The following is a 21,417-nucleotide window of genomic DNA, read 5'->3' on the forward strand; positions in this document are numbered from 1 at the left end:
AAATAACATATGGAACATGGTGCCAGGCAAGATACCACGCGTGTTATCGCCGTGGGATTTATCTGTCTGGGGACGCTTTTTACCCTCAGTCTTGCGACAAATATCATTCAGGGCATTAATAACTACCGCCTTCAGACAGAACAGAAAGTGGCGGTGACGCCGATGTTGTTCAGTGCACCGTTTGCGGTTTCACAGAATCAGGCCGACGCCTCTTATATTGAACAGCTGGGGCTGAGTTTTATTGCGCTGCGCCTAAATGTCACACCAGAAACGGTTGATGCCCAGCATCAGCAACTGCTCCGGTATGTATTACCCGCCTCGCAGAACAGCCTTAAGGTCCAGTTGGCTGAAGATGCGAAGCGGATAAAAGACAATAATGTGAACTCCACTTTTTATATGACCTCTGCCCGTGCGTACCCGGCTGAGAACCGCGTTGATTTCCGTGGAGAGCTGAAAACGTGGATTGGGGATTCGAAGCCCTACAGCGAAATTAAAACTTATGTCCTGCAGTTTTACCGTGTTGATGGTGTCAGCTGGCTGGCACGGTTTGGAGAAGTAAATAATGAAAAAAATTAACCCGTTATTTATTTCAGGCTGTCTGCTGTTGGTCGCCCCCGCGATGTCCGCGACCCTCAGCGGTACGCTGGCGCCGACAGTGGTCCCCCTGACCAATGGCGGTCAGGCCAATATTGCTGTGAGCAACACTGACCCGAACCTTTTTACTGTACCCGGGGACCGTATCACCGCGATTAACAGTCTCGACGGCGGCCTGACCAACCAGGAGCAGACCGACAGCGGTGGCGCCATTCTGGCCACCGTCAGTAAAAAGCCGTTCACCTTTATCGTGGAAACTGAGCGCGGCCTGAACTTCTCCATCCGTGCCGTGCCCCGTGCGGGCTCAGGCCGGACAATTCAGCTGGTCAGCGAGCTGGCGGGGACACCCGGTCCGGCAAAAGCCTGGGAAGAGTCGAACCCCTATGAATCGTTACTGGTTTCGCTGAATCGCGCCGTGCGCCAGGGCAGCGTACCCGATGAGTATCAGTCTGTCCCCGTCACCTCTGAAGTGCTGCAGGCGCCGGCTGGTCTGCGCGCCACTGCCGACAGGGTCTGGGTCGGGCACCACCTGAAAGTCGTCCGTTACAGTCTGGATAACGTCTCCCTGTCGCCCCGCATGGTGCGTGAAAGCGATTTCTGGCAGCCCGGAACACGTGCCGTCATGTTCAGTACCCCGGCGGGCCTGCTGACTGCCGGTGGTCGCATGCAGATCTGGGTCACGACGTCAGATGAAGGAGTGAAGCGCTGATGGCCAACTTCAACACGCTGATCAAACGTAAGCAATATATCTGGCTGGGACTCATTCTGGCGGGCGGCGCGGCAGCCGTTGGGGGCGGGCTGTATCTTTCTGATCTGAACATGAGCTCTGATGAGGAAGCCCCGGCTCAGGGCGAACCCGCGCCGGATATGACCGGGGTGGTCGACAGCAGCTTCAACAGTAAGGTGGAGCAGCACGCGACCACCGAAATGCAGGCGACTGCCGCAGATCTCAACAAGCGTTTTGAGTCCCTGCAGGGGGAAGTGGACCTGCTGAGTAAGGCGCGAACCGCTGATCAGATACGTATCGACAAGCTCAGCAGCGATAATGAATCCATGCAGAATCAGCTGAAGGCGCTGGGCGTAAAACCGGCTGTCTCTGGTGGCGAGCCCGCGCCGACCCCTCCGTCACCGCCACCCGGTCCGGAAGGTGAGCCGCAGCCAGCCAGTTATCCGCCGCAGACCGGCGCCGCGGTACCGCCTCCGACGGCATTCTATCCGGGGACTGGTATGACACCGCCGCCGCAGGTCAGCTACCAGTCTGTGCCGGTACCAAACCAGATACAGCGTAAAACGTTCAGTTACGACAAAGGAAAGAACGCGAAGTCATTGCCGTACATTCCGTCGGGGAGCTTTGCAAAAAGCATGCTTATCGAGGGGGCAGATGCCAACGCGTCTGTTACCGGGAATGAATCCACTGTACCGATGCAGCTGCGTATCACCGGTCGCGTGGAAATGCCAAACAGCAAAACCTACGACCTGACAGGGTGTTTTGTGGGGCTTGAAGCCTGGGGCGACGTATCGAGTGAGCGCGCCATTGTCCGGACCCGCAATATCAGCTGTATCAAAGGTGATAAAACCATCGATCAGCCCATTAACGGCCACGTGTCCTTTATGGGGAAAAACGGGGTTAAGGGAGAGGTGGTGATGCGTAACGGAAAAATCCTCGGCTGGGCATGGGGGGCCGGTTTTGTTGACGGGATTGGTCAGGGAATAGAGCGTGCTTCTCAGCCGGCTGTCGGGCTGGGTGCCACGGCGACGCTCGGTGCAGCTGATGTGCTCAAAATGGGCGTAGGCGGTGGTGCATCTAAAGCTGCGCAGACGCTGAGCGAGTACTACATCAAAAGGGCCGAGCAGTATCACCCGGTCATTCCGATTGGTGCCGGTAACGAAGTGACCGTCGTGTTCCAGGATGGTTTTCAGCTGAAAACCATTGATGAACTGGAAGCGGAAAAGAACGGGCAACAGCAGGCTCAGAATCAGGAGGCGGAGCCGGCACCGCAGGCTGATGCACATCGTCAGTCAGGCGGCGGTATGAACGGATTCAATACTGACGAGATGCTGAAGAAGCTGGGCAAACTTGATCCGCGTGAGTTCTCTCCGGGCGCAGCGCCGCAGGGGGAAAATAATGGCTAAGTCTCTCATTACTGCTGTTCTGTCAGCACTGCGCTGGGCTCACTGGCTGGTTAAGTGTGCGGTGGTGTATCCGCTGGCCATGATGATGTTACTGGTTGTTCTGGTGTTCCGGACGGGACCGTACACGTTCGGCCAGACGCTGGTGAAAACCGTAGAGTCTGTGCAGCAGGAGGGATATGTCATTCAGGACTGCACGGGGCCGAAAGAACTTAATGGTGATGCGGTGAACACACCACTGCCTCCGGTTTTACAGGAAGACTGCACCACCGTCAGTACGGATGCGGCAGGGTATGCAGCATATATCGACCAGAGCTATACGCATAATATTCTCTGGCTCTGGCTGCTGATGGCGGTGGTGTTTACCGGGATCGCTGTGGTTTTCCGTCGGACTCCTGTCCGCAGGGGGATCATACGGAAAAACGGTGTTGTCGTCGGAGAGTCTGGTTCGGGTTCTTCAAGGCTGATTCTAGCCCGATCTGATGTCAGCCAGATTAAGCGTGTTTACGATGAAATGAGTCCGGGTGAAGGGGATAAATTTGTTCGGGCGATTAAGGAAAATACCCAAATCAGGATGAACCTGAAGAAATAACCGATAAATAGCGAGAAATATCATGAAGGAATTAATGCTGTTAATTCCTCTGGGCAGCGCTTTGCTCTTAACCGGGTGTGCGGGCACAGAGACCGAATTTCAATGTAATGCCACGACGTCGGATACCTGTATGACGATGGAACAGGCAAATGAAAAAGCGAAGCTGAAAGAGGAACGCAGTGATGCAAAGCCGGCTGCGGCCGGGTTGCCACAACTGGCTGAGGGTAATTTCAGAACAACGTCAGTTAATTCGTACCCGTTGCCGCCACAGCCAAATTTAATGCAGTCAAGAACAACGACAACGGTACCGACTAATACAGTAACGTCAGGATTGCTGACGAATAACAGAATAGTCAGTGCGCCGGTATATCGGCCCGTGGCTGTAACGCCAGCTGTTCGGCCGGTGAGTGTATCAACTTATACATCACCGGTGACGGCTCCTGGTAACTATCCCCGGCCATTAAGAAAAGGGGAGGAGACAACGTCATTGTGGATAGCGCCGTATGTGGATGCAGATGATGTATATCATCAGCCGGCAACGGTTCTTTTTGTCGTAAAACCATCGGCGTGGGGACAACCTCGCCTTAATTGATTTACGGCGCCATTACTGGCGCTGCAGTAAGTTTTCATTTCTGAATTAAAACGAGTGCCCTCTGCGTTGAAAGGGATGGGCGGTAGCGTGTGAAATGAACGTCGATAACGAAAAATGAAAGGATTTGAAAAATGACTGACTCAATGAAATATCTATGGCTGCTTTTTCGCGAGGATTCGTCATATATTTTTATGTTGATGCTGATTGTTGGTTCTGCCGTAATCGTGTCTGCCTTTTTTCAGAGAGCAATCACATCCTGGTGGGGTAAAACCCTCAGTGTGATACTGTGTATGGTGAGTATGATTACTACAGCAACAGGAGTTCTTGATCCTGAATCAACATATAAACAAATTATAAACAGGAAAGAAAATATCATCTATACGCTGAAAAACTGCAGAATCTCCGCATTTGAAGCGCAGCAGGCAGGGGTTCTGGCTAAAGCGAAAGATGGCTGGTCTTGTCCGGATGGCGTAACACGGTATATGGATGTGAGATACAGGGATAAGGCAGAGGTTAATAAACTTAGCACGGAGGGTAAGTAACGTGATGGATGAATTATTCAAATGGCTGCTTGCTTTTGTATTTTCAGTATATCTCTTGCTGTTTGTATTCAGTAATGACCCTGTACCAGAAGCGCTCGCACACCACTGGACTCATGACTGCCGCTTGCTGGAGAAGAATATTGATAAAGGTTTATTGTCTCCCACGCAAAACCGGCTTCAGTGTGGTGATGTTATTGAAAATGTCAGTAAGGCTGATTATGACAGAGCGATAAGTGGCGATAAGCAAACAACTCTCGCAGAGGCAATGAAAGAAATATTCACTCGTTAATATATAAGCAGAGGCAATAAAGTATGCATGCCTTTATTTTTCTGGTGCTGATGACGCCGAGTAGTGGTGGTGGAATTTGGGATATTACTCCCATGCCTAATACAGATGTCTGCATAAAAATGCTACGGGTACTCGAAGCACGTGGAGGCAGAGGTTACGGAAGTAATACAGGAGAGTGCATTGAAATTAAAACACGCGAGCCTTTGAACAGCGTGATGGAAACATTGAGTGAGGGTGGGTAAATGGCTGAATCTCTGTTAAGTTTTGATAGTGATGGTTATGTACGACTGTTTTTTGCAATGGCAATCATTATCTGTGGTTACGGCTATGTAATTATGGGTGTTTTTATAAGAGATGTGCTTGCCTGTATTTTAATGTTGTTTGGGCTTACAGGTCTCAGTGCTTTATTTTCTTTCATGGTATTCATGGATAAAAACATGTGGGCCGGTTCTCCTGATTTGACGCTGTCAGTAATAACGGGATTTTTTACAGCCACAGTGATCTTTTATATGTTTTATGTCTTGATTTATTCCTTTGATCGGATGGGGGCAGGTGAATAGTAAGACCGATGGTCAGTATTAACAATCTCACGTTATTTGAAAGTATGCAGCATAAGGAATAAGAAAGTGAAAGCGTACTATATACTTGGACATAACGTTGCATGGCTTAACGGTATATGCCTGATTCTTTTTGTTATTGGTGTGGTCGGTGCGCTGGCAATGGTTGCCATCCCTGAAGAATTCAATCTTCGAGTTAACAGAGGCGATACATTCATATACTGTGCGCTTATAGCGGTGGTTGGGTTTTGCGGGATGTTCGTTATCTCCATTCACTCATTTTCGATGGATGAACTTGAAGCAGGTAGACACTGGAAAAACGACTGCAATACACTTGAAGTAAACATACCGACAGGCGCTTTTACCAGCCCTGTTAATAAACTGGACTGTGATGGCATCATCATTAATGTGCCAGGTGAGCGGTATTATGCGTATATCCATCAGTGGGAATTATACCAGGCGAATAAAAAATGAAAGTAAACGTCGCGAGCGCGGTTAAAAACATTGTTAACTGGGCCTTTCCACTCTTTTTTTTGGGTGGTCTGCTGTATCTTGTTTACGATGATTACAGAGATAACGGTACAGCGACTGAAGAACAGTTATTAATGATTTCTCATGAAAAACCCTGTGCCGGTGAGGATTTTCGAACGGCACTCCGGAATAGCCCGGGACCATTAACCCTTCGCGATGCGAAGAAAATTGCCGCTAAATGTAACGAGAAATATAAACAACTTAACGCACTGAACGCTATAAGCAAATAATCAGGGGATGGATATGATGCTGTTTTTTAGAAAGTATGGATTTTTGTTTATCCCTCCAGTCTACTGGCTCATCTATCTGGGAACCAGGCTGACATACAATGGACTGGCAGGAGAGTTTTCTCCTGATTTCCTTCAGGGTATTCGACATGAAGGCCTCTATATTATCTGTAGTCTGTGTGTCTTTTATTTTTTCTGCCTGGAGGTGGAAATTAGTGATGGGGAGTTCTCAGCGAACATTCTGTTCCTGATTGTTTTCTTTCATGTGGTTTTGTTATTTATCACTCTGCTTATTTGTTTGTGGCAAGGGGCGATGTTGTTGGATGCGATCTTTATGGGGCAGATTATTGCCTCCATGTGTTTATTGTTTTTTATTCCAGTGCTTTCCATTATAAGAAGGAGTTTCTAGTGCGGATATGAATATTATTCTTGCCATTTATTACCCTTGTTATTTTGAAATGCTCTTAAAGGAACGCCCGCATGAGTAATAACATCATCGATACTGTCACCCAGGCTGTGAATTCACTGGTATCAGCACTGAAGCTGCCCGACGAATCCGCGAAAGCCAATGACACGCTGGGCAGCATGAATTTCCCCCAGTTCAGCCGTATTCTGCCCTATAAGGATTATGATTCCGCGACCGGTCTGTTCATTAATAACAAAACCGTCGGTTTTATGTTTGAGGCGCGTCCTTTACCCGGTGCGGATAAAAGTATCGTCGCCACACTGGAGCATTTACTGCGCAGCAAACTTCCCAGGGGCGTCCCGGTCAGTTTTCATCTGGTCTCCAGCAAACTGGTCGGCAATGATATCGACTATGGTCTGCGTGAATTCCGCTGGAGCGGTAAACAGGCTAAAAAGTTTAATGCCATCACCCGCGCCTACTATCTCCGGGCGGCGGAAACACAATTTCCCCTGCCGGACAATCTGGATTTGCCCCTGACGCTGCGAAACTACCGCGTGTACATCTCCTGCTGCGTGCCCCGGAAGAAGAACTCCACCACGCAAATCGTGGAGCTGGAGAATCAGATTAAAGTGTTACGGGCATCGCTCGGCGGGGCTTACATCCCGACGCGTATCCTCGATGCGGCCGGGATGGTCGAACTGATGCGGGAGCTGATTAACCCGGATCCGCATGAGATGTACCGGGTGCCGTACAAGCTGGACCCGTATCAGGACCTGAACTATCAGTGCGTGGATGACAGCTTTGACATGCAGGTCACTGCCGGTCATCTGAAAATTGGCCGCCTGGGGCGGGACGGGAAAGAGTGCGTGACCCGGGTGACGAACTATCACCTGGAGTGTGACCCGGAAATCGCCTTTCTCTGGACCGCTGCGGACAACTACGCCAACCTGCTGAACCCGGAGCTCTCCATCTCCTGCCCCTTTGTCATCACACTGACGCTGATGGTGGAGGACCAGGTGAAGACCCAGAACGAAGCCAACCTGAAATTCATGGACGTGGAGAAGAAAAGCAAAACCTCCTACGCGAAGTACTTTCCGAACGTGATAAAGGAAATGCAGGAGTGGGGCGATATCCGCCAGCGACTGGCGACCAACCAGACCTCTCTGGTGTCCTACTTCTTTAACATCACCACGTATACCGCCGATAACGCAGAGGCCTCTCTCGCTACCGAGCAGCAGGTGCTCAACAGTTACCGTAAGGGTGGCTTCCAGCTTATCCCGGCCCGCTATCATCACCTGCGTAATTTTCTGGCCATGATGCCGTTCAAATGCGGCGAAGGCCTGTTCAAAGAGCTGCAGGCGGCAGGTGTGGTGAAGCGGGCGGAGACGTTCCAGGTGGCCAACCTTCTGCCGATTGTCGCTGACAGTCCGCTGGCGCCGGCAGGACTCCTGGCGCCCACCTACCGTAACCAGCTGGCGTTCATCGACCTGTTCTACGAGGGAATGAACAATACCAATTTCAACATGGCGGTCTGCGGCACCTCCGGGGCGGGCAAAACCGGTCTGATTCAGCCCCTCATTCGTAGCGTGCTCGACTCCGGCGGGTTTGCCTGGGTGTTCGACATGGGCGACGGCTACAAGTCCCTGTGTGAAAACATGGGCGGCGTGTATCTCGACGGCGACTCGCTGAAGTTTAATCCGTTCGCCAATATTCTCGACGACGCTAACTTTGACCTGTCCGCCGAGCGTATCCGCGACCAGATGTCGGTGATGGCCAGTCCCAACGGCAACCTGGATGAAGTGCACGAAGGTCTTCTCCTGCAGGCGGTCCGGGCGGCCTGGCTGAGTAAGCGCAACAAGGCGCGTATCGATGATGTGGTGGCCTTTCTCCGGAGCGAGAAAGACAGTGAGGAATACGCCGACTCACCGGGGGTGCGCAGCCGTCTTGATGACATGATTATCCTGCTCGACCAGTACACGGTGAACGGGCTGTACGGGGAGTACTTCAACTCTGATGAGCCGTCCCTGCACGACGATGCCCGGATGGTGGTCCTTGAGCTGGGCGGGCTGGAGTCGCGCCAGTCCCTGCTGGTCGCGGTGATGTTCTCGCTGATTATCTATATCGAAAACCGGATGTACCAGTCTCCCCGCAGCCTGAAAAAACTCAACGTTATCGATGAAGGCTGGCGACTGCTGGACTTCAAAAACGAAAAGGTGGGGACCTTTATCGAGAAGGGCTACCGGACGGCGCGCCGGCATACCGGGGCCTATATCACCATCACCCAGAATATCGTGGATTTCGACTCCCCGACCGCATCGAGCGCTGCACGCGCTGCCTGGGGGAACTCCTCGTACAAGGCCATTCTGAAACAGTCAGCGAAGGAATTTGCCAAGTATAACCAGCTGTACCCGGATCAGTTCAGCAAGCTGGAGAAAGACATGATTAACGGCTTCGGTTCTGCCAAAGAGCAGTGGTTCTCCTCTTTTATGCTGCAGGTGGAAGCGAACTGCTCCTGGCACCGCCTGTTCGTCGACCCGCTCAGCCGGGCGATGTACTCCTCAAAAGGCCCGGATTTTGAGTACATGAAAGCGCGTCGGGAAGAGGGGGTCGATATCCACGATGCGGTGTACGGCCTCGCGTGTCGCAACTTTAAAGAAGAAATGGCTGAACTTGAATCCCGAATACCGGTGAATGACATGGAGGATAAACAGTGATGAAAAACAACACCGAACAACCGGTCAGTACGACCTCTCATACCTTTCGCCGGATACCTGTCATCGTCGCTCTCGTGCTTTTCGCCCTGGCAACCAGCGCGTTTCTCTCGCGCATGGTTCTGGAGTACTCCACGCCGCGGGTGGTGGCTTTTGATATGAAGAAAACGCTCGACAGTTTTATGGACAGTGTCAGCCAGAAGCAGCTGACAGAGGCGCAGTCAAAAGCGCTCTCTGATCGGTTTAACGACGCGCTGGAGAAGAGTCTGGCGGAGTATCAGCAGCAGCATCATGTGGTCATTCTGGTTTCACCTGCCGTGGTTCAGGGCGCACCCGATGTGACCCGCAACATCCAGCACGACATTGCCCGCCGGATGAAAGGAGAACAGTAATGATACGACTGAAAGGCTGTCTGCTCGCCGCCTGTCTGTTATCGCCGCTGACTCAGGCGGCTGATCTCGGTACCTGGGGGGATTTATGGCCCGTCCGGGAGCAGGACATGCTGCAGCTCATCACGCAGCGTCTGCAGTCGCTGCAATCCTCTGGCCAGTGGGACCAGACGATGGACGCGTTTAAGCAGCGGGTTATCGAGAACAGTCAGCGTCCGGCGCCGGTGGAAGGCATTAAGCGTGCGGAGAAATACGAGCAGCGCTGGTTTGATCCCAGCATCCGCCTGACCGAAGACCTGAAGGACAATGAGGGGCGGGTGTTTGCCCGCAAGGGCGATGTGGTGAACCCGCTTAAAACCGTACCGTTTGTCCAGACCCTGTACTTCATCAATGGTGACGATGCCGACCAGCTGGCCTGGATGAAGCGTCAGGTGCCGGAAACCCTGATGAGCAAAATTATCCTGGTGCGCGGCAGTATCCCTGACACCTCCGCAGCGCTGGACAGCCGGATCTATTTCGACCAGAACGGCGTACTGAGCAAGCGATTTGGCCTGACGGCGGTCCCGGCGCGGATCACGCCGGCGCCCTCCGGTGAACGGCTGAATATTGAGACCTTCCCTGTAAAATAAGGATGTTTCTGTGAAAACCCTGACGCTTTTCCTGAGTGCCCTGATGTTGTGGGGGTACAGCCTCAGTGCGGCTGCTGACCCCTCCTGTGAGGGCCGGTTTGTTAACCCGATCACCGATGTGTGCTGGCGCTGCATCTTCCCTCTGTCGCTCGGCAGCGTGCAGGTTGGTAAAGGCGATCTGCCTGATACCAGCAATCCCGGTAATCCCCTGCAGCTGTGTCCGGCGCCGCCACCGCTTTTTGTTCGCCCCGGTCTGGCCATCGGGTACTGGGAGCCGATGGCCATGACGGACGTCAGCCGTTCGCCAGGTTGCATGGTCAATCTGGGGGGCTTCAGTATCAATCTCGGCAAGACCGGCATGGGAACCGCGAGAAAGGACGATAAGCAGGTGAACGGCGCCTTCTATCACGTTCACTGGTACAAGTACCCGCTGACGTACTGGCTGAACATCATCACGTCGGCAGGCTGTCTGGAAGGCGGAGACATGGATATTGCCTATCTGTCCGAGATTGACCCGACCTGGGTGGACAGCAGCCTCACCACCATCCTGAATCCGGAAGCCATCCTGTTTGCCAACCCCATCGCGCAGGGCGCCTGCGCAGCGGATGCGCTGGCCAGTGCATTCCATATGCCGCTGGATGTGCTCTTCTGGTGTGGTGGAAGCCACGGCTCACTTTACCCGTTTAACGGCCAGGTCAGTAATGAATCCAGCCCGCTGCAGTCGTCGGTACTGGTCAGTGAACGTATGGCCTTCAAGCTTCACCGACAGGGACAAATTATGGAGAGTATCGGGAAGGACAAGGCGGTCTGTTACGAATATCCCTCCCCGATCATCCCGAAAGAACGCTGGCGCTATCAGATGGTGAACATGTATCCGGACAGTGGTCAGTGCCATCCGCTTGGACGCAGCGTGATGCGCTGGGAGGCCGGCAAAAATCCACCCAACTCCCGCAAGAACTATGGCTATCTGATGTGGCGTAAACGCAATTGTGTCTTTCTCTGACAGGAGTCTCTCATGAAATTAATGAATCTGTTTATGGTCATGCTTTTGCTGACCGGACGAGCAGTGTTGGCTGAAACTTCCTCTGTTACAGACAGGGAATGGCTGAAGCAGCAGGAGAACCTCAGCGAACAACTGCGCCAGCATCCGGATAAACAGCTGCAGCAGGAGCTTGAGGCGCAAATCAGCCGCAATCCTCTGCCCAAATCTGACCGCCAGTTTATCGATAATCTGGTCAGCCAGCAGAAAGCGGCGAATCAGGAAAAACCGGCAGAAGGGGCGCTGTACTTTGTCTCCTTCTCGATACCTGAAGAGGGGCTGAAGCGGATGCTGCACGAAACCCGGCAGTATGGCATTCCGGCGACACTGCGCGGGCTCGTCAATAACGACATGAGGACCACCACCGACGCGGTGCTGCAGCTGGTGAAAGACGGCGTCACCGACGGGGTGCAGATCGACCCGACACTGTACACGCAGTACGGCATCCGGAGTGTGCCGTCTCTGGTGGTACGGTGTCAGGTCGGATATGACGTGGTACGCGGTAACATTCACGTCAAACAGGCGCTGGAGAAAGTGGCACAAACCGGTGACTGCGCACAGGTGGCCCGGCAGATGCTTGATGCGCCCTCAAATGCCGCCGGGAGCCAGCCATGAAAGATAAACCGTACTTCATGGCGTTACCGGAAATGGTGAGGGATGCGGGAGGGTGGAAATGAAGACGGTTATTTCCGTGCTGACCGCGCATTTTTTTGTCCTGGGCACCTTCATCTGGCTGGCATCCCCCGCCTGCGCTGACAGTGGAGGCGACTATAAAGCCGGCTCGGATTTTGCGAAACAGGTGCAGGGCAATGGTCTGAACTCACTGAAAAATTTCAGTGGTGAGCAAAACCTGCCGGGGTATACCGCCAACCCGGATCAGACAAAATACTACGGCGGCGTCACTGCCAGCGGAGACAGCTCCCTGAAAAGCGATTCAGCCCTGGAGTTCAGCCAGGGGGATACCGGCAAAACGATTACGGAGTCGTTCACGAACCGGCCACCGGATCAGATATCTCAGGATGCGCCGTTTATTCAGGCCGCAAAGGATACCGAATCCCGTGCCGACAGCATTGTCGGTGATACCGGACAGTCCTGTACCGCCCAGGTTGTGAACCGAAGCGAGTTCACAAACCATACCTGCGAACGTGATCTGCAGGTGGAAAATTTTTGCACACGGGAAGCGACCCTGAAGGATAACGCCACCACGCAGAAAGTTAACCGAACCTATCAGCAGGTGGTGACGCTGAATTATGCCCGGAGTACCCGGCAATGGAGTGGCAACCTGACGATCCCGACCAGTGGTCGTCTTCTGAATGCCTCGGTGGATGGTGAGCCTCTGGTGATCCCCTGGATTGAAGAATGCGACGCCGAAGGGAAGGTGCGGGATAGCTGCAAGAGTGCCGTCAGTGAAAACCTGACCCTCTTTGAGCGAACGTTCCCCATTGATGTGATCAGCTGGCCACGATCAGAATCGATATGTTCAGGCGGCCAGAACACGCATTGTACGAAATATACCTATGACGGGAAGGGGAAGATTCATCAGTCGTTTGGTGTGGACAAAGTGGTCACTGCAGGGCAGAACTTTGCTGTAAGCAAAATATCACGAACCGTATCATCGGCCAGCCAGAAACCCGTACAGGTCACGGTCACCCTGGTGATGGAGGAAACCGAAACCGTCTACGCGCCTGAAGTCGTCTGGGTTGAAAGCTGTCCGTTCAGTAAGGATGAAGGGACAAAAACGGGCGAGGAATGTATCAGCCCGGGAGGAACGCGAACCATCACCCTCGGAGGCAGGGATTACTCGTTCACGGAAGCCTGCTGGAAATATAAGGACACCTGGCTCACGCAGCCGGCGGACTATGGCTCCTGTGAAAGCCTGATGAAAAATACGGCCTGCACCCTGTCATCCCGCCAGTGTGCCTTCTCCGGCGAAGACGGAACCTGCCTGCATGAGTATGCGACATATTCCTGTGAAACCAGGACGAGCGGGAAACAGATGGTTTGTGGCGGGGATGTGTTCTGCCTCGATGGGGAGTGTGACAAAGCCACGTCCGGGAAGAGCAACGACTTTGGCCAGGCCGTGTCTGAGCTGGCAGCGCTGGCGGCTGCAGGGAAGGATGTCGCGGCACTGAACGGGGTGGATGTCAGGGCCTTCACGGGAAAAGCGAAATACTGCAAAAAATTCGCGGCTGGCTTCAGTAACTGCTGCAAAGACGGCGGCTGGGGCCAGGATGTGGGGCTGGCACGCTGCAGCAGCGAGGAAAAGGCGCTGGCCAAAGCGAAAAAAGACAAGCTGACGGTCAGTATCGGGGAGTTCTGCTCTAAAAAGGTTCTGGGTATTTGCCTGGAGAAAAAAAGGAGCTATTGCCAGTTCGACTCAAAACTGGCGCAGATCGTTCAGCAGCAGGGCAGAAACGGCCAGCTTCATATCGGTTTTGGCGGCGCCAGCAGTCCTGACTGTCGGGGCATTACCGTCGCGGAACTCCAGGGGATTGATTTTAACGAGCTGGATTTCACAAACTTCATGGAGGATTTAATCAATAACCAGAAAATCCCGGATAACAGCGAACTGACCGAAAAAACAAAAGCGCGTATTAAAGAACTTCTCACGCAGTCTTCAGCAAAGTAACTCTCCATTAATAACATATCAAAGGTGACTAAATGGCTGCGTCCTTGATGGTCGTTGTTTTGCTTGTGCTCTTTCTTTTCATTCCAGCCTGTATCGCCCTGTTCATGTCAGGCCGCAGTCTGCTCCTTATATTCCTGGGTGCCGTGGCGTGCCAGGCGGCTGTTGCCGTTGCGTTTGCAGGACTGTCTGCCCGGGGCTGGTCTGAGTCGATGGGGATGGGGGCGGCATCACTCATTTTTTACGTTATCGGGCTGCACAAGGCTGACGGTGTAAAACAGAATACTCATAACGGGAGAGAAAAGAATGAAAGTTAATTTTCACAAACATCCTGCCGTCGATTTTTCTCTGAGACTGACGCTGACGGTAATTATCATATCTCCGGTGATTTATTTCTCCTGGGATGCCGTCAAAGGGACATCGGGGAGTGATTATGTTGAGAGTGTGGTCTTTATTCTCTGCATGGGCGGTGTCGGGCTTATGAATTATCTGTTTTTTTCGGCGCTGACCAGACTTTTACAGAAGGGAAAATAAAGGAGCAGGGATGGAAGAGAGAAAATCGTATGGAATGGTGGTGCTGTTTGTCAGCGTGTTTGTTGTTTTTCTGGTGAGCATTATGTCGTACAGCCTGTGGCGGGACAGACAGGTTAACGCATTTATGACCACCAACCGGGCCTGGGGGATCCAGTGCGACACTGTTTCTCAGGCCGCGTGGGTGGTCAGGGACGGGGAGCGGGTGGACCTTCAGATAAATCATCTGCCTCTGTACTGCAGCGGTTACCGCTTTGAAGCCCGTGATGATGCAGGAAAGATACAGCGCCAGCTCGATAAATACAGTGTCTATCAGCATCTGTCACGCCAGTCGCAATAATTCATAAAAGGGTATTTGCCATGCGAACAATACATGCCGCCATGCTGGCGGGGTGCCTTTGCTGCGCCCTGATGCCGGCTTTCGCCAAAGACGCGGGCTGGCAGTGGTACAACGAGAAACTGAAGCCCCGTGATGAGGACAGGAAAGCCGTACCAGCGGCACCACCGCCGCAAATGGATATTCTGGAGAAACTCGCCACACTCCAGGCGGCCACCAAACGGTCGTTGTACGAAGCCATTCTGTATCCATCGTCTGAAAACTTCGTGAAGTATTTCCGGCTGCAGAACTACTGGACGCAGCAGGCAGGTTTGTTCTCGATGAGTGCGAAGAAAGCGATGCTGGAAAACCCCGAACTCGATTACAACCTGCAGTACAGCCACTACAACGGCACGGTAAAAAACCAGCTCGCTGCCGACTATGCCGAACAGCGCCGGGCTATCTCGACCCTCGCACAGCATTTTGGCCTGATGTTCTTCTACCGGGGCCGGGAAGCGATCGATGGCCAGCTGGTCCAGGTGATTAAAAATTTTCGCGAAACCTATGGCCTGAGCGTGATACCGGTGTCGGTTGACGGAGTGATTAACCCCATGCTGCCCGACAGCCGGACGGACCAGGGCCAGGCAGAGCAGCTTGGCGTGAAGTTCTTCCCCGCGATGATGCTGGTTAACCCGAAAAGTGGCCAGGTGAAGCCTCTCAGTTACGGCTTTATCAGTCAGGACGACCTGGCGAAACAGTTCCTCTATGTCTCCAGCGACTTTAAACCAAACTTTTGAGATGCTTATGCATTATGTCACAACGGTATATATTGCTGCGTTCCTGGCTATTCTGTTTGTCACGTTAACTGGATATATATTTGCTCGTAATATTAACGTTTCAGAGTATTTCAGGTGCACATTCGTTGTCATACTCATACAAAGTATTTTCATTGGTTATGTGGCAAAGCAGGGTGTGGCCTGGGACGTAGTATCATTTATGGCTGCCAGTATTCAGTGTTGCGCGCCTGTACAGACCATGTTTATTCATCGGGCCATTTATACCCGACAGGCTAGTAAGGTGATATTCAGAGTTTGTATTATGGCTGGAATGCCATTGCTTGCGTGGTTGTCGATAGTGTTGAGGCTTCAGTGAAAGTTATTTTTGTGAATGTCTCATGGGCTTTTGTTAATAAATTCACATGCACACGAAAACCATATTATGAATATGAACTAAGAAAGTAGATGAGGATATATGCGAAAGATTCGTTTTCCGGATTTAGATATCACCGGGATGTGGGTGCTGGCCGTGGGCGTGTTTTTCCACCTGATAGCCCGGCTTGTCAGAAAGCAGCCTGAGCTGGCCGTCCAGGCCGGGGAAATCTTCGGGCTGGGAATGGTGGTGTTCGGGGGATACCGCATTCTTAACGCCCTGATTGCTGAAGCCGAAAAAGAGGAGAAAGCTTGTGAAAAGCAGCCTGAAGAACATCGCTAAGACGCCGCTGGCGGCGCTGGCTCTTTCCCTTGCTCTGGCCGGACTGGCACAGGCGGGCACGCTCGATGAGGTGAAGTCGCTCTGGGATCCGCGGGGAATCTCCGGTACTGAAACGGCTTCCCCGCAGAGCGACACTCCCCAGGCGGTGAGCGGGGCATCTCAGCCACGCTGGTTACGACTCAGCAACGGAAAGCAGGTGGACCTGCGCGACTGGAAAGTGGTGCTGTTCATGCAGGGACACTGTCCCTACTGTCATAAGTTTGACCCGGTACTGAAGCAGCTGGCCGGACAGTATGGCTTCTCCGTGTTCTCTTACACCATTGACGGACAGGGTGATGACGCGTTTCCTGAGGCGCTGCCGGCGCCTCCTGACGTGATGCAGACCTTTTTCCCCAATATCCCGGTGGCCACCCCGACCACGTTTCTGGTCAACGTGAACACCCTGGCAGCGTACCCGATCCTGCAGGGCGCCACGGATGCACAGGGCTTTATGGCCAGAGTGGATACGGTATTTCAGATGATGCACTGAGTCTCTGTTATATCCGGTCTTAGCAAGTGATTAAGGAAAATAGCCATGAACAAATATATACGTTCGACGGGACTGTATGCGTTTTTATTTCCAGCCAGTTTAAAAGCACCCGGACAGACAGCAGCAGAAAAAATAGAAAAACTGAAGCCGGAATTTATCCACCGGGAAAGGCGTCTGGAAATCTATCTGGAATTATTCATTGTGTTTCTCACTGCAGGTGCTTTGCTGTTTTGGATAATGAGATTTTTATTTAATCTCTGCGTGGCTGACTGGATAGCCAGCGGTGACCTGCGAGTAAAAGACCTGTGGAATATTATGATGTACGCCATCCCTTATGCGCTGATGGCTGTTGGGGTGGGGTTCTTTGTTGCCGGAGTGACATTAGCGATCCGCAATTTTTTCAGTTATCACCTTAAGACCCTTTTTATTCTGAGAAATGACAGAGTTAAAAAAAATGCTGTGCGTAATGGAGGACAGGATGCGAATTAAACTTCTGTCACTCTTCTGCGGTGCCGCGCTTGGCCTGTCATTTAGTGCCGCCGCCGACGTGAATGGCGACATGAACCAATTCTTCAATAAGCTTGGCTTTGCGTCCAATACCAGCCAGCCGCAGGTCTGGCAGGGACAGGCGGCGGGTTACGCCTCCGGCGGTTCGCTGTATGCCAGAACGCAGGTGAAAACGATCCAGCTGGTCAGCATGACCCTGCCGGATATTAACGCCGGCTGCGGCGGCATCGATGCGTACCTGGGGTCGTTCTCATTTATCAACAGCGAGCAGCTGCAGCGCTTCGGCAAACAAATTATGTCCAACGCCGCGGGCTACTTCTTTGACCTTGCCCTGCAGACCACGGTTCCGGAGATCAAAACTGCCAAAGACTTCCTGCAGAAGATGGCCAGCGACATCAACAGCATGAACCTCAGCTCCTGCCAGGCCGCTCAGGGCATTGTGGGCGGTCTGTTTCCACGGACCCAGGTGGCGCAGCAAAAGGTCTGCCAGGACATTGCCGGCGAGAGCAACATTTTTGCGGACTGGGCGGCTTCCCGTCAGGGCTGTTCGGTGGGGGGGCAGATGGACAAAGTGCAGGATAAAGCCAGCGATAAGGACAAGGAGCGTGTGATGAAGAACATCAACATTATGTGGGATGCCCTGTCCAAAAACCGGCTCTTTGACGGCAATAAGGAGCTGAAGGAGTTTGTGATGACCCTGACCGGGACGCTGATTTTTGGTGAGAACAGTGAGATCACGCCGCTGCCAGCACGCACCACTGACCAGGACCTGATTAAAGCCATGATGGAGGGCGGCACGGCTAAAATCTACCACTGCAATGATTCAGAGAAGTGCCTGAAGGTGGTGGCAGATGCGACGGTCACCATTGCCGCCGACAAGGCGCTCAAGAGCCAGATTTCGACACTTCTGAGCAGTATTCAGAGCAAGGCGGTAATGGACCAGGCCCTGACGGAGCAGGAGAAGGGCTTTATCTCCAGCACGACCATCCCGGTGTTCAAATATCTTGTCGACCCGCAGATGCTGGGTATCTCAAACACGCTGATTTATCAGCTGACGGACTATATCGGCTACGACATTCTCCTGCAGTACATTCAGGAGCTGATACAGCAGGCTCGTGCGATGGTCTCAACCGGGAATTACCCGCAGTCGACAATGGATTTAATCCTCGAAAACCTGAATCAGGCGAGTGTGCAGATTGCCGCCTTTCAGGCGCGGGTACAGGTCCAGCAGGATGCGATGCTGGTTGTTGACCGGCAGATGAGCTATATGCGCCAGCAGGTCTCCGCCCGCATGATGACCCGCTACCAGAATAACTATCATTTCGGAGGGAGCCTCTGATGACGCCACTTGAAATCTACACCATCGCCGGAGGCGACTGGCTGCGGGGTAATCTCAATGCCATCGCGGCGTTCATGGGGACCGCCACCTGGTCGTCTATTGAGAAAATGTGCATCGCGTTTTCGGTGTTGATTGTCGCCGTCAGCTGGGTGAAAAAACACAACATCATGGACCTCCTCGGCTGGGTGTTCTCCCTGACCCTGGTCTCGATGCTGGTCGTCATCCGCACGCCTGTGCAGATAATCGACTACAGCAACGTGGCGCAGGTCTACAAAGTGGATAATGTGCCGATTGGTCTGGCCATCCCGGCGTCGCTGAGTACGCGCGTCGGCAATGCCCTGGTGCAGAGCTACGAGATGATTTTCTCCCTGCCCGACAGTGTCACCTACAGTAAGACCGGCATGCTGTTTGGCGGAAACCTGGTGGCGAAAAGCACGGATTTTGTTTCGCAGAACCCCGAAATCACCACGCTGTTCTCCGACTACGTGCAGAACTGCGTGATGGGTGACATCTTTCTCAATGGCAAATACACCCTTGAAGAGCTGATGAACTCGTCTGACCCGTACACGCTGGTGTTTTCGAATCCCAGCCCGCTGAGAGGGGTATTCGATAAAAACAACAAGTTCCAGACCTGTCTGGAGGCTTCACGTGATTTGAAGTCAGCGTTAGCGCTTGACTCTCAGACCGGCGGGAAAACCTGGAGTTATTATGTACGCCAGTTGTTTGGCGGCAAACCCAATCCGGACCTGCTGTTCAGCCAGATGATTGGCGACAGTTACAGCTACTTCTACAGCTCAGGCCAGAGTGCCGGGCAGATTATCCGCCAGAATGTCACCATGAATGCGCTGCGTAACGGCATCCAGAGCTACGCGTCCCGCAGCGGCGACACAGCAAGCCTGGTGAACATCGCCAACACCACGTCGCTGGAAAAACAACGACTGGCCCAGGCCACGATGGGGCATCAGGCACTGCGCTCACTGCCGATGATGCAGACGGTCATCATGGGCATCATGATTGGGATGTTCCCGATCATGATTATGGCAGCAATGTTCAATATGATGACGTTGCAGGTCCTGAAAGGATACATGTTTGCCCTTATATGGCTGCAGTCCTGGCCACTGCTGTATGCCATCCTGAACAGCGCAATGGCGTATTACGCCAGACAGAACGGTGTGCCGGTGGTGCTGTCTGAACTCTCTCAGGTGCAGCTGAAAAACTCAGATATTGCGACCACCGCCGGGTATATCTCGATGATGATACCGCCGCTCAGCTGGGCGATGATAAAAAGTATGGGGGCAGGGTTCTCCAGTGCTTACAGCCACTTTGCCTCCTCGGGACTCAGTTCGACGTCCCAGGCCTCATCCAGCGTCGTGGACGGCAATTACTCTTTTGCCAATATGCAAATGGAGAACGTCAGCGGCTACAGCTGGGGTACCAACAGTTCGACCAGCTTCGGTCAGATGTCGCGGCAGCTGGGGAACGGTGGCACGGAGACGCAGACCGGGGACGGGACGACTATCTGGGATGCGCGCAGTTCTAAGCTACCGGTTGATATCAATGTCAGCCGGCAACTGGCCAGCGCGAACCAACAGATGGCACGTGAGTCAAATGTGCAGGCACAGAGTGCCCTGCATGGCTATAACAGCAGCGTGACAAGTGCCTGGAACAGCCTGAAGCAGTTTGGCACAAATATGGGTACCAGTGCATCGACGACGAGTGGGGCCGATAATACTGAGTCTTCACAGGATTCAATGGCCAGAAGTAAAATGTGGAATGCGGTTGTTTCTAATGCGAAGGCCAATAACATCAGCAATGAAGAGTCATTCAATCAGTTGATGGAAGATTCTTCCAAAAGAGCTCAGTCATTCGATGCGCACGTATCAGGTAAACTCAGTTCGGGAGATCAGCTATTCGGTAAGCTGGGTAAATGGGGTACTGGACTATCAGCTGAAGTCGGTGCTAAAGGCAGTGCAGGTTGGACTCATAACTCAGGAGATACGGATAGTATCGGATCTTCAGGTAGGCAGTCACATGACAGCCGTCATGATACCAGCAGTCAGGCGGCAAAAGACTTCAAGGAAGCATCGGATTACTTTACCAGCCGTAAAACTAGTACATCGGGTAATAGGACAGATAACAATGCCAGCTCACGCGTTGACCAGTTTGCGGCATCGCTGTCGAGCGCGAAAAACAGCTATGACCAGTACACAAGCAGCCGGACTCGTAGCCATGAATATAGTGAGATGGCATCCCGTACAGAGAGCATGAGCGGCCAGATGAACGAGAACCTGACTCAGCAGTTTGCTCACTTTGTCCAACAGCGTTCTCCGCAGAATGCAGAAGTCATTCTGACCAACACAAGTTCACCAGAAGTCGCTGCGCAACGTGAGGCACTGGCGCGTGAATTCGTCAAAGCGCAGGTTGAACCAAAAGTTGATGGTGCTTATCAACAGGGCCGCGAAAGCATCGGTCAGAACATGTCCGGTGTATCAGGTGGTAGTGACCGTGGTTCGGTAATGGCCGACTACGGACATAATGCCGGCAATATCGAAGCTATGACACGAGATGCGGGGATTAAGGATAATGTGGGTCAGAAAGTGGATGGGATGATAGCGCAGAATAATCAACAGCATCAAGAAACCCAGCAGGGGATAGAGCGTGATGGCAATGAGATTAGAAAACAGAATTCTGATCTCGAAAAACATCATAATACAGAGGGAAATAAGTTCGAAAATGAATATAATGAAAGAGCCAGCGTAGTGAAATCCTTACCCGGAGCTGACTCACCACGTGAGCTAGAGGCAAAGGCAGCCAAAATTCAAAAGGATTACATTGATGGGAAAAGGTGAA

27 protein-coding genes are annotated in these 21,417 nt (G+C 52.7%); all 27 read left to right on the forward strand.

Features of this window, described 5'->3' with window-relative positions; all coding sequences use genetic code 11:
• The first annotated feature begins 9 nt into the window (after window positions 1-9).
• The 27 genes from traE to traG all read left to right on the forward strand — a co-directional run bounded on the left by traE (window position 10) and on the right by traG (window position 21,416).
• Entirely contained in the window at window positions 10-576 is a 567-nt protein-coding gene (gene traE, locus B8P98_RS29710; protein ID WP_064373744.1) for a type IV conjugative transfer system protein TraE, read from the forward strand.
• Entirely contained in the window at window positions 563-1,303 is a 741-nt protein-coding gene (gene traK / locus B8P98_RS29715) for a type-F conjugative transfer system secretin TraK (RefSeq protein WP_020804840.1), read from the forward strand. The genes traE and traK overlap by 14 nt, the downstream gene beginning before the upstream one ends.
• Complete coding sequence (gene traB, locus B8P98_RS29720; protein WP_095033685.1) at window positions 1,303-2,727, forward strand: F-type conjugal transfer pilus assembly protein TraB; 1,425 nt, start codon at window positions 1,303-1,305, stop codon at window positions 2,725-2,727. Before traK ends, traB begins: the two co-directional genes overlap by 1 nt.
• Window positions 2,720-3,316: a conjugal transfer pilus-stabilizing protein TraP gene (gene traP, locus B8P98_RS29725; protein ID WP_023316398.1), complete on the forward strand. Its 597-nt coding sequence runs from the start codon at window positions 2,720-2,722 to the stop codon at window positions 3,314-3,316. The genes traB and traP overlap by 8 nt, the downstream gene beginning before the upstream one ends.
• Before the next feature lie 22 nt (window positions 3,317-3,338).
• Window positions 3,339-3,908: a type IV conjugative transfer system lipoprotein TraV gene (gene traV / locus B8P98_RS29730; RefSeq protein ID WP_023316399.1), complete on the forward strand. Its 570-nt coding sequence runs from the start codon at window positions 3,339-3,341 to the stop codon at window positions 3,906-3,908.
• Window positions 3,909-4,039: 131 nt separating this feature from the next.
• Window positions 4,040-4,450: a hypothetical protein gene (locus B8P98_RS29735; RefSeq protein ID WP_095033686.1), complete on the forward strand. Its 411-nt coding sequence runs from the start codon at window positions 4,040-4,042 to the stop codon at window positions 4,448-4,450.
• 4 nt (window positions 4,451-4,454) lie between these two features.
• Window positions 4,455-4,739 (forward strand): hypothetical protein, encoded by a 285-nt coding sequence (locus tag B8P98_RS29740; RefSeq protein WP_095033692.1) that lies wholly within the window; start codon window positions 4,455-4,457, stop codon window positions 4,737-4,739.
• Window positions 4,740-4,762: 23 nt separating this feature from the next.
• Window positions 4,763-4,981 (forward strand): hypothetical protein, encoded by a 219-nt coding sequence (locus tag B8P98_RS29745; RefSeq protein WP_004171484.1) that lies wholly within the window; start codon window positions 4,763-4,765, stop codon window positions 4,979-4,981.
• Window positions 4,982-5,299: a hypothetical protein gene (locus B8P98_RS29750; protein WP_071041197.1), complete on the forward strand. Its 318-nt coding sequence runs from the start codon at window positions 4,982-4,984 to the stop codon at window positions 5,297-5,299.
• A 66-nt stretch (window positions 5,300-5,365) separates the two neighbouring features.
• Window positions 5,366-5,770: a hypothetical protein gene (locus B8P98_RS29755; RefSeq protein WP_071041196.1), complete on the forward strand. Its 405-nt coding sequence runs from the start codon at window positions 5,366-5,368 to the stop codon at window positions 5,768-5,770.
• Window positions 5,767-6,057 carry a hypothetical protein gene (locus tag B8P98_RS29760; protein ID WP_071041194.1) on the forward strand — a complete coding sequence of 97 codons (291 nt, stop codon included), beginning with the start codon at window positions 5,767-5,769 and terminating at the stop codon, window positions 6,055-6,057. Before B8P98_RS29755 ends, B8P98_RS29760 begins: the two co-directional genes overlap by 4 nt.
• A 7-nt stretch (window positions 6,058-6,064) precedes the next feature.
• Entirely contained in the window at window positions 6,065-6,463 is a 399-nt protein-coding gene (locus B8P98_RS29765) for a hypothetical protein (protein ID WP_167382710.1), read from the forward strand.
• Between the two features lie 71 nt (window positions 6,464-6,534).
• Window positions 6,535-9,174: a type IV secretion system protein TraC gene (gene traC / locus B8P98_RS29770; protein WP_060446930.1), complete on the forward strand. Its 2,640-nt coding sequence runs from the start codon at window positions 6,535-6,537 to the stop codon at window positions 9,172-9,174.
• The gene (gene trbI, locus B8P98_RS29775) at window positions 9,174-9,563 is read left to right on the forward strand and encodes a type-F conjugative transfer system protein TrbI (protein WP_020314627.1); all 390 of its coding nucleotides are present in this window, start codon (window positions 9,174-9,176) and stop codon (window positions 9,561-9,563) included. Before traC ends, trbI begins: the two co-directional genes overlap by 1 nt.
• Entirely contained in the window at window positions 9,563-10,189 is a 627-nt protein-coding gene (gene traW / locus B8P98_RS29780; protein WP_020314628.1) for a type-F conjugative transfer system protein TraW, read from the forward strand. Before trbI ends, traW begins: the two co-directional genes overlap by 1 nt.
• A gap of 43 nt (window positions 10,190-10,232) precedes the next feature.
• The gene (traU, locus tag B8P98_RS29785; RefSeq protein ID WP_029497356.1) at window positions 10,233-11,192 is read left to right on the forward strand and encodes a conjugal transfer pilus assembly protein TraU; all 960 of its coding nucleotides are present in this window, start codon (window positions 10,233-10,235) and stop codon (window positions 11,190-11,192) included.
• 12 nt (window positions 11,193-11,204) lie between these two features.
• Entirely contained in the window at window positions 11,205-11,843 is a 639-nt protein-coding gene (trbC, locus tag B8P98_RS29790; RefSeq protein ID WP_095033687.1) for a type-F conjugative transfer system pilin assembly protein TrbC, read from the forward strand.
• A gap of 58 nt (window positions 11,844-11,901) precedes the next feature.
• Window positions 11,902-13,857, forward strand: coding sequence for a type-F conjugative transfer system mating-pair stabilization protein TraN (gene traN / locus B8P98_RS29795; RefSeq protein WP_020803160.1), 1,956 nt, complete (start codon window positions 11,902-11,904; stop codon window positions 13,855-13,857).
• 32 nt (window positions 13,858-13,889) lie between these two features.
• On the forward strand, window positions 13,890-14,171 hold the full coding sequence (locus tag B8P98_RS29800) for a hypothetical protein (protein WP_022644736.1): 282 nt from the start codon (window positions 13,890-13,892) through the stop codon (window positions 14,169-14,171).
• Window positions 14,161-14,388 (forward strand): conjugal transfer protein TrbE, encoded by a 228-nt coding sequence (locus B8P98_RS29805; protein WP_012540032.1) that lies wholly within the window; start codon window positions 14,161-14,163, stop codon window positions 14,386-14,388. Before B8P98_RS29800 ends, B8P98_RS29805 begins: the two co-directional genes overlap by 11 nt.
• A 10-nt stretch (window positions 14,389-14,398) precedes the next feature.
• Window positions 14,399-14,725, forward strand: a complete 327-nt coding sequence (locus B8P98_RS29810) for a hypothetical protein (RefSeq protein WP_020323521.1) — start codon at window positions 14,399-14,401, stop codon at window positions 14,723-14,725.
• A 20-nt stretch (window positions 14,726-14,745) separates the two neighbouring features.
• Entirely contained in the window at window positions 14,746-15,498 is a 753-nt protein-coding gene (gene traF, locus B8P98_RS29815; RefSeq protein WP_023316406.1) for a type-F conjugative transfer system pilin assembly protein TraF, read from the forward strand.
• Window positions 15,499-15,952: 454 nt separating this feature from the next.
• Complete coding sequence (gene traQ / locus B8P98_RS29825) at window positions 15,953-16,192, forward strand: type-F conjugative transfer system pilin chaperone TraQ (protein WP_023316407.1); 240 nt, start codon at window positions 15,953-15,955, stop codon at window positions 16,190-16,192.
• A complete protein-coding gene (gene trbB, locus B8P98_RS29830; protein ID WP_020804677.1) occupies window positions 16,164-16,721 on the forward strand; it encodes a type-F conjugative transfer system pilin assembly thiol-disulfide isomerase TrbB in 558 nt (185 codons plus the stop codon). The genes traQ and trbB overlap by 29 nt, the downstream gene beginning before the upstream one ends.
• 45 nt (window positions 16,722-16,766) lie before the next feature.
• A complete protein-coding gene (gene trbF, locus B8P98_RS29835; RefSeq protein WP_020804675.1) occupies window positions 16,767-17,210 on the forward strand; it encodes an F-type conjugal transfer protein TrbF in 444 nt (147 codons plus the stop codon).
• Window positions 17,188-18,567, forward strand: a complete 1,380-nt coding sequence (gene traH / locus B8P98_RS29840; protein WP_162495503.1) for a conjugal transfer pilus assembly protein TraH — start codon at window positions 17,188-17,190, stop codon at window positions 18,565-18,567. The genes trbF and traH overlap by 23 nt, the downstream gene beginning before the upstream one ends.
• Window positions 18,567-21,416: a conjugal transfer mating-pair stabilization protein TraG gene (traG, locus tag B8P98_RS29845; protein ID WP_095033688.1), complete on the forward strand. Its 2,850-nt coding sequence runs from the start codon at window positions 18,567-18,569 to the stop codon at window positions 21,414-21,416. Before traH ends, traG begins: the two co-directional genes overlap by 1 nt.
• Window position 21,417: the final 1 nt, after the last annotated feature.

The sequence above is a fragment of the Klebsiella quasivariicola genome, assembly GCF_002269255.1.
Lineage (GTDB): Bacteria > Pseudomonadota > Gammaproteobacteria > Enterobacterales > Enterobacteriaceae > Klebsiella > Klebsiella quasivariicola.

Excerpts from the sequence above, each read along its gene's own strand:
- B8P98_RS29750 (WP_071041197.1), top strand. The coding sequence starts at position 4,982 with ATGGCTGAATCTCTGTTAAGTTTTGATAGTGATGGTTATGTACGACTG.
- traW (WP_020314628.1), top strand. The coding sequence starts at position 9,563 with ATGATACGACTGAAAGGCTGTCTGCTCGCCGCCTGTCTGTTATCGCCG.
- B8P98_RS29745 (WP_004171484.1), top strand. The coding sequence starts at position 4,763 with ATGCATGCCTTTATTTTTCTGGTGCTGATGACGCCGAGTAGTGGTGGT.
- traB (WP_095033685.1), top strand. The coding sequence starts at position 1,303 with ATGGCCAACTTCAACACGCTGATCAAACGTAAGCAATATATCTGGCTG.
- B8P98_RS29740 (WP_095033692.1), top strand. The coding sequence starts at position 4,455 with ATGGATGAATTATTCAAATGGCTGCTTGCTTTTGTATTTTCAGTATAT.
- traU (WP_029497356.1), top strand. The coding sequence starts at position 10,233 with ATGTTGTGGGGGTACAGCCTCAGTGCGGCTGCTGACCCCTCCTGTGAG.
- traV (WP_023316399.1), top strand. The coding sequence starts at position 3,339 with ATGAAGGAATTAATGCTGTTAATTCCTCTGGGCAGCGCTTTGCTCTTA.
- traP (WP_023316398.1), top strand. The coding sequence starts at position 2,720 with ATGGCTAAGTCTCTCATTACTGCTGTTCTGTCAGCACTGCGCTGGGCT.
- B8P98_RS29735 (WP_095033686.1), top strand. The coding sequence starts at position 4,040 with ATGACTGACTCAATGAAATATCTATGGCTGCTTTTTCGCGAGGATTCG.
- traN (WP_020803160.1), top strand. The coding sequence starts at position 11,902 with ATGAAGACGGTTATTTCCGTGCTGACCGCGCATTTTTTTGTCCTGGGC.
- trbF (WP_020804675.1), top strand. The coding sequence starts at position 16,767 with ATGAACAAATATATACGTTCGACGGGACTGTATGCGTTTTTATTTCCA.
- traG (WP_095033688.1), top strand. The coding sequence starts at position 18,567 with ATGACGCCACTTGAAATCTACACCATCGCCGGAGGCGACTGGCTGCGG.
- B8P98_RS29760 (WP_071041194.1), top strand. The coding sequence starts at position 5,767 with ATGAAAGTAAACGTCGCGAGCGCGGTTAAAAACATTGTTAACTGGGCC.
- B8P98_RS29805 (WP_012540032.1), top strand. The coding sequence starts at position 14,161 with ATGAAAGTTAATTTTCACAAACATCCTGCCGTCGATTTTTCTCTGAGA.
- trbC (WP_095033687.1), top strand. The coding sequence starts at position 11,205 with ATGAAATTAATGAATCTGTTTATGGTCATGCTTTTGCTGACCGGACGA.
- traK (WP_020804840.1), top strand. The coding sequence starts at position 563 with ATGAAAAAAATTAACCCGTTATTTATTTCAGGCTGTCTGCTGTTGGTC.
- B8P98_RS29765 (WP_167382710.1), top strand. The coding sequence starts at position 6,065 with ATGGATATGATGCTGTTTTTTAGAAAGTATGGATTTTTGTTTATCCCT.
- traQ (WP_023316407.1), top strand. The coding sequence starts at position 15,953 with ATGCGAAAGATTCGTTTTCCGGATTTAGATATCACCGGGATGTGGGTG.
- traC (WP_060446930.1), top strand. The coding sequence starts at position 6,535 with ATGAGTAATAACATCATCGATACTGTCACCCAGGCTGTGAATTCACTG.
- traH (WP_162495503.1), top strand. The coding sequence starts at position 17,188 with ATGGAGGACAGGATGCGAATTAAACTTCTGTCACTCTTCTGCGGTGCC.
- B8P98_RS29800 (WP_022644736.1), top strand. The coding sequence starts at position 13,890 with ATGGCTGCGTCCTTGATGGTCGTTGTTTTGCTTGTGCTCTTTCTTTTC.
- trbI (WP_020314627.1), top strand. The coding sequence starts at position 9,174 with ATGAAAAACAACACCGAACAACCGGTCAGTACGACCTCTCATACCTTT.
- traF (WP_023316406.1), top strand. The coding sequence starts at position 14,746 with ATGCGAACAATACATGCCGCCATGCTGGCGGGGTGCCTTTGCTGCGCC.
- traE (WP_064373744.1), top strand. The coding sequence starts at position 10 with ATGGAACATGGTGCCAGGCAAGATACCACGCGTGTTATCGCCGTGGGA.
- B8P98_RS29810 (WP_020323521.1), top strand. The coding sequence starts at position 14,399 with ATGGAAGAGAGAAAATCGTATGGAATGGTGGTGCTGTTTGTCAGCGTG.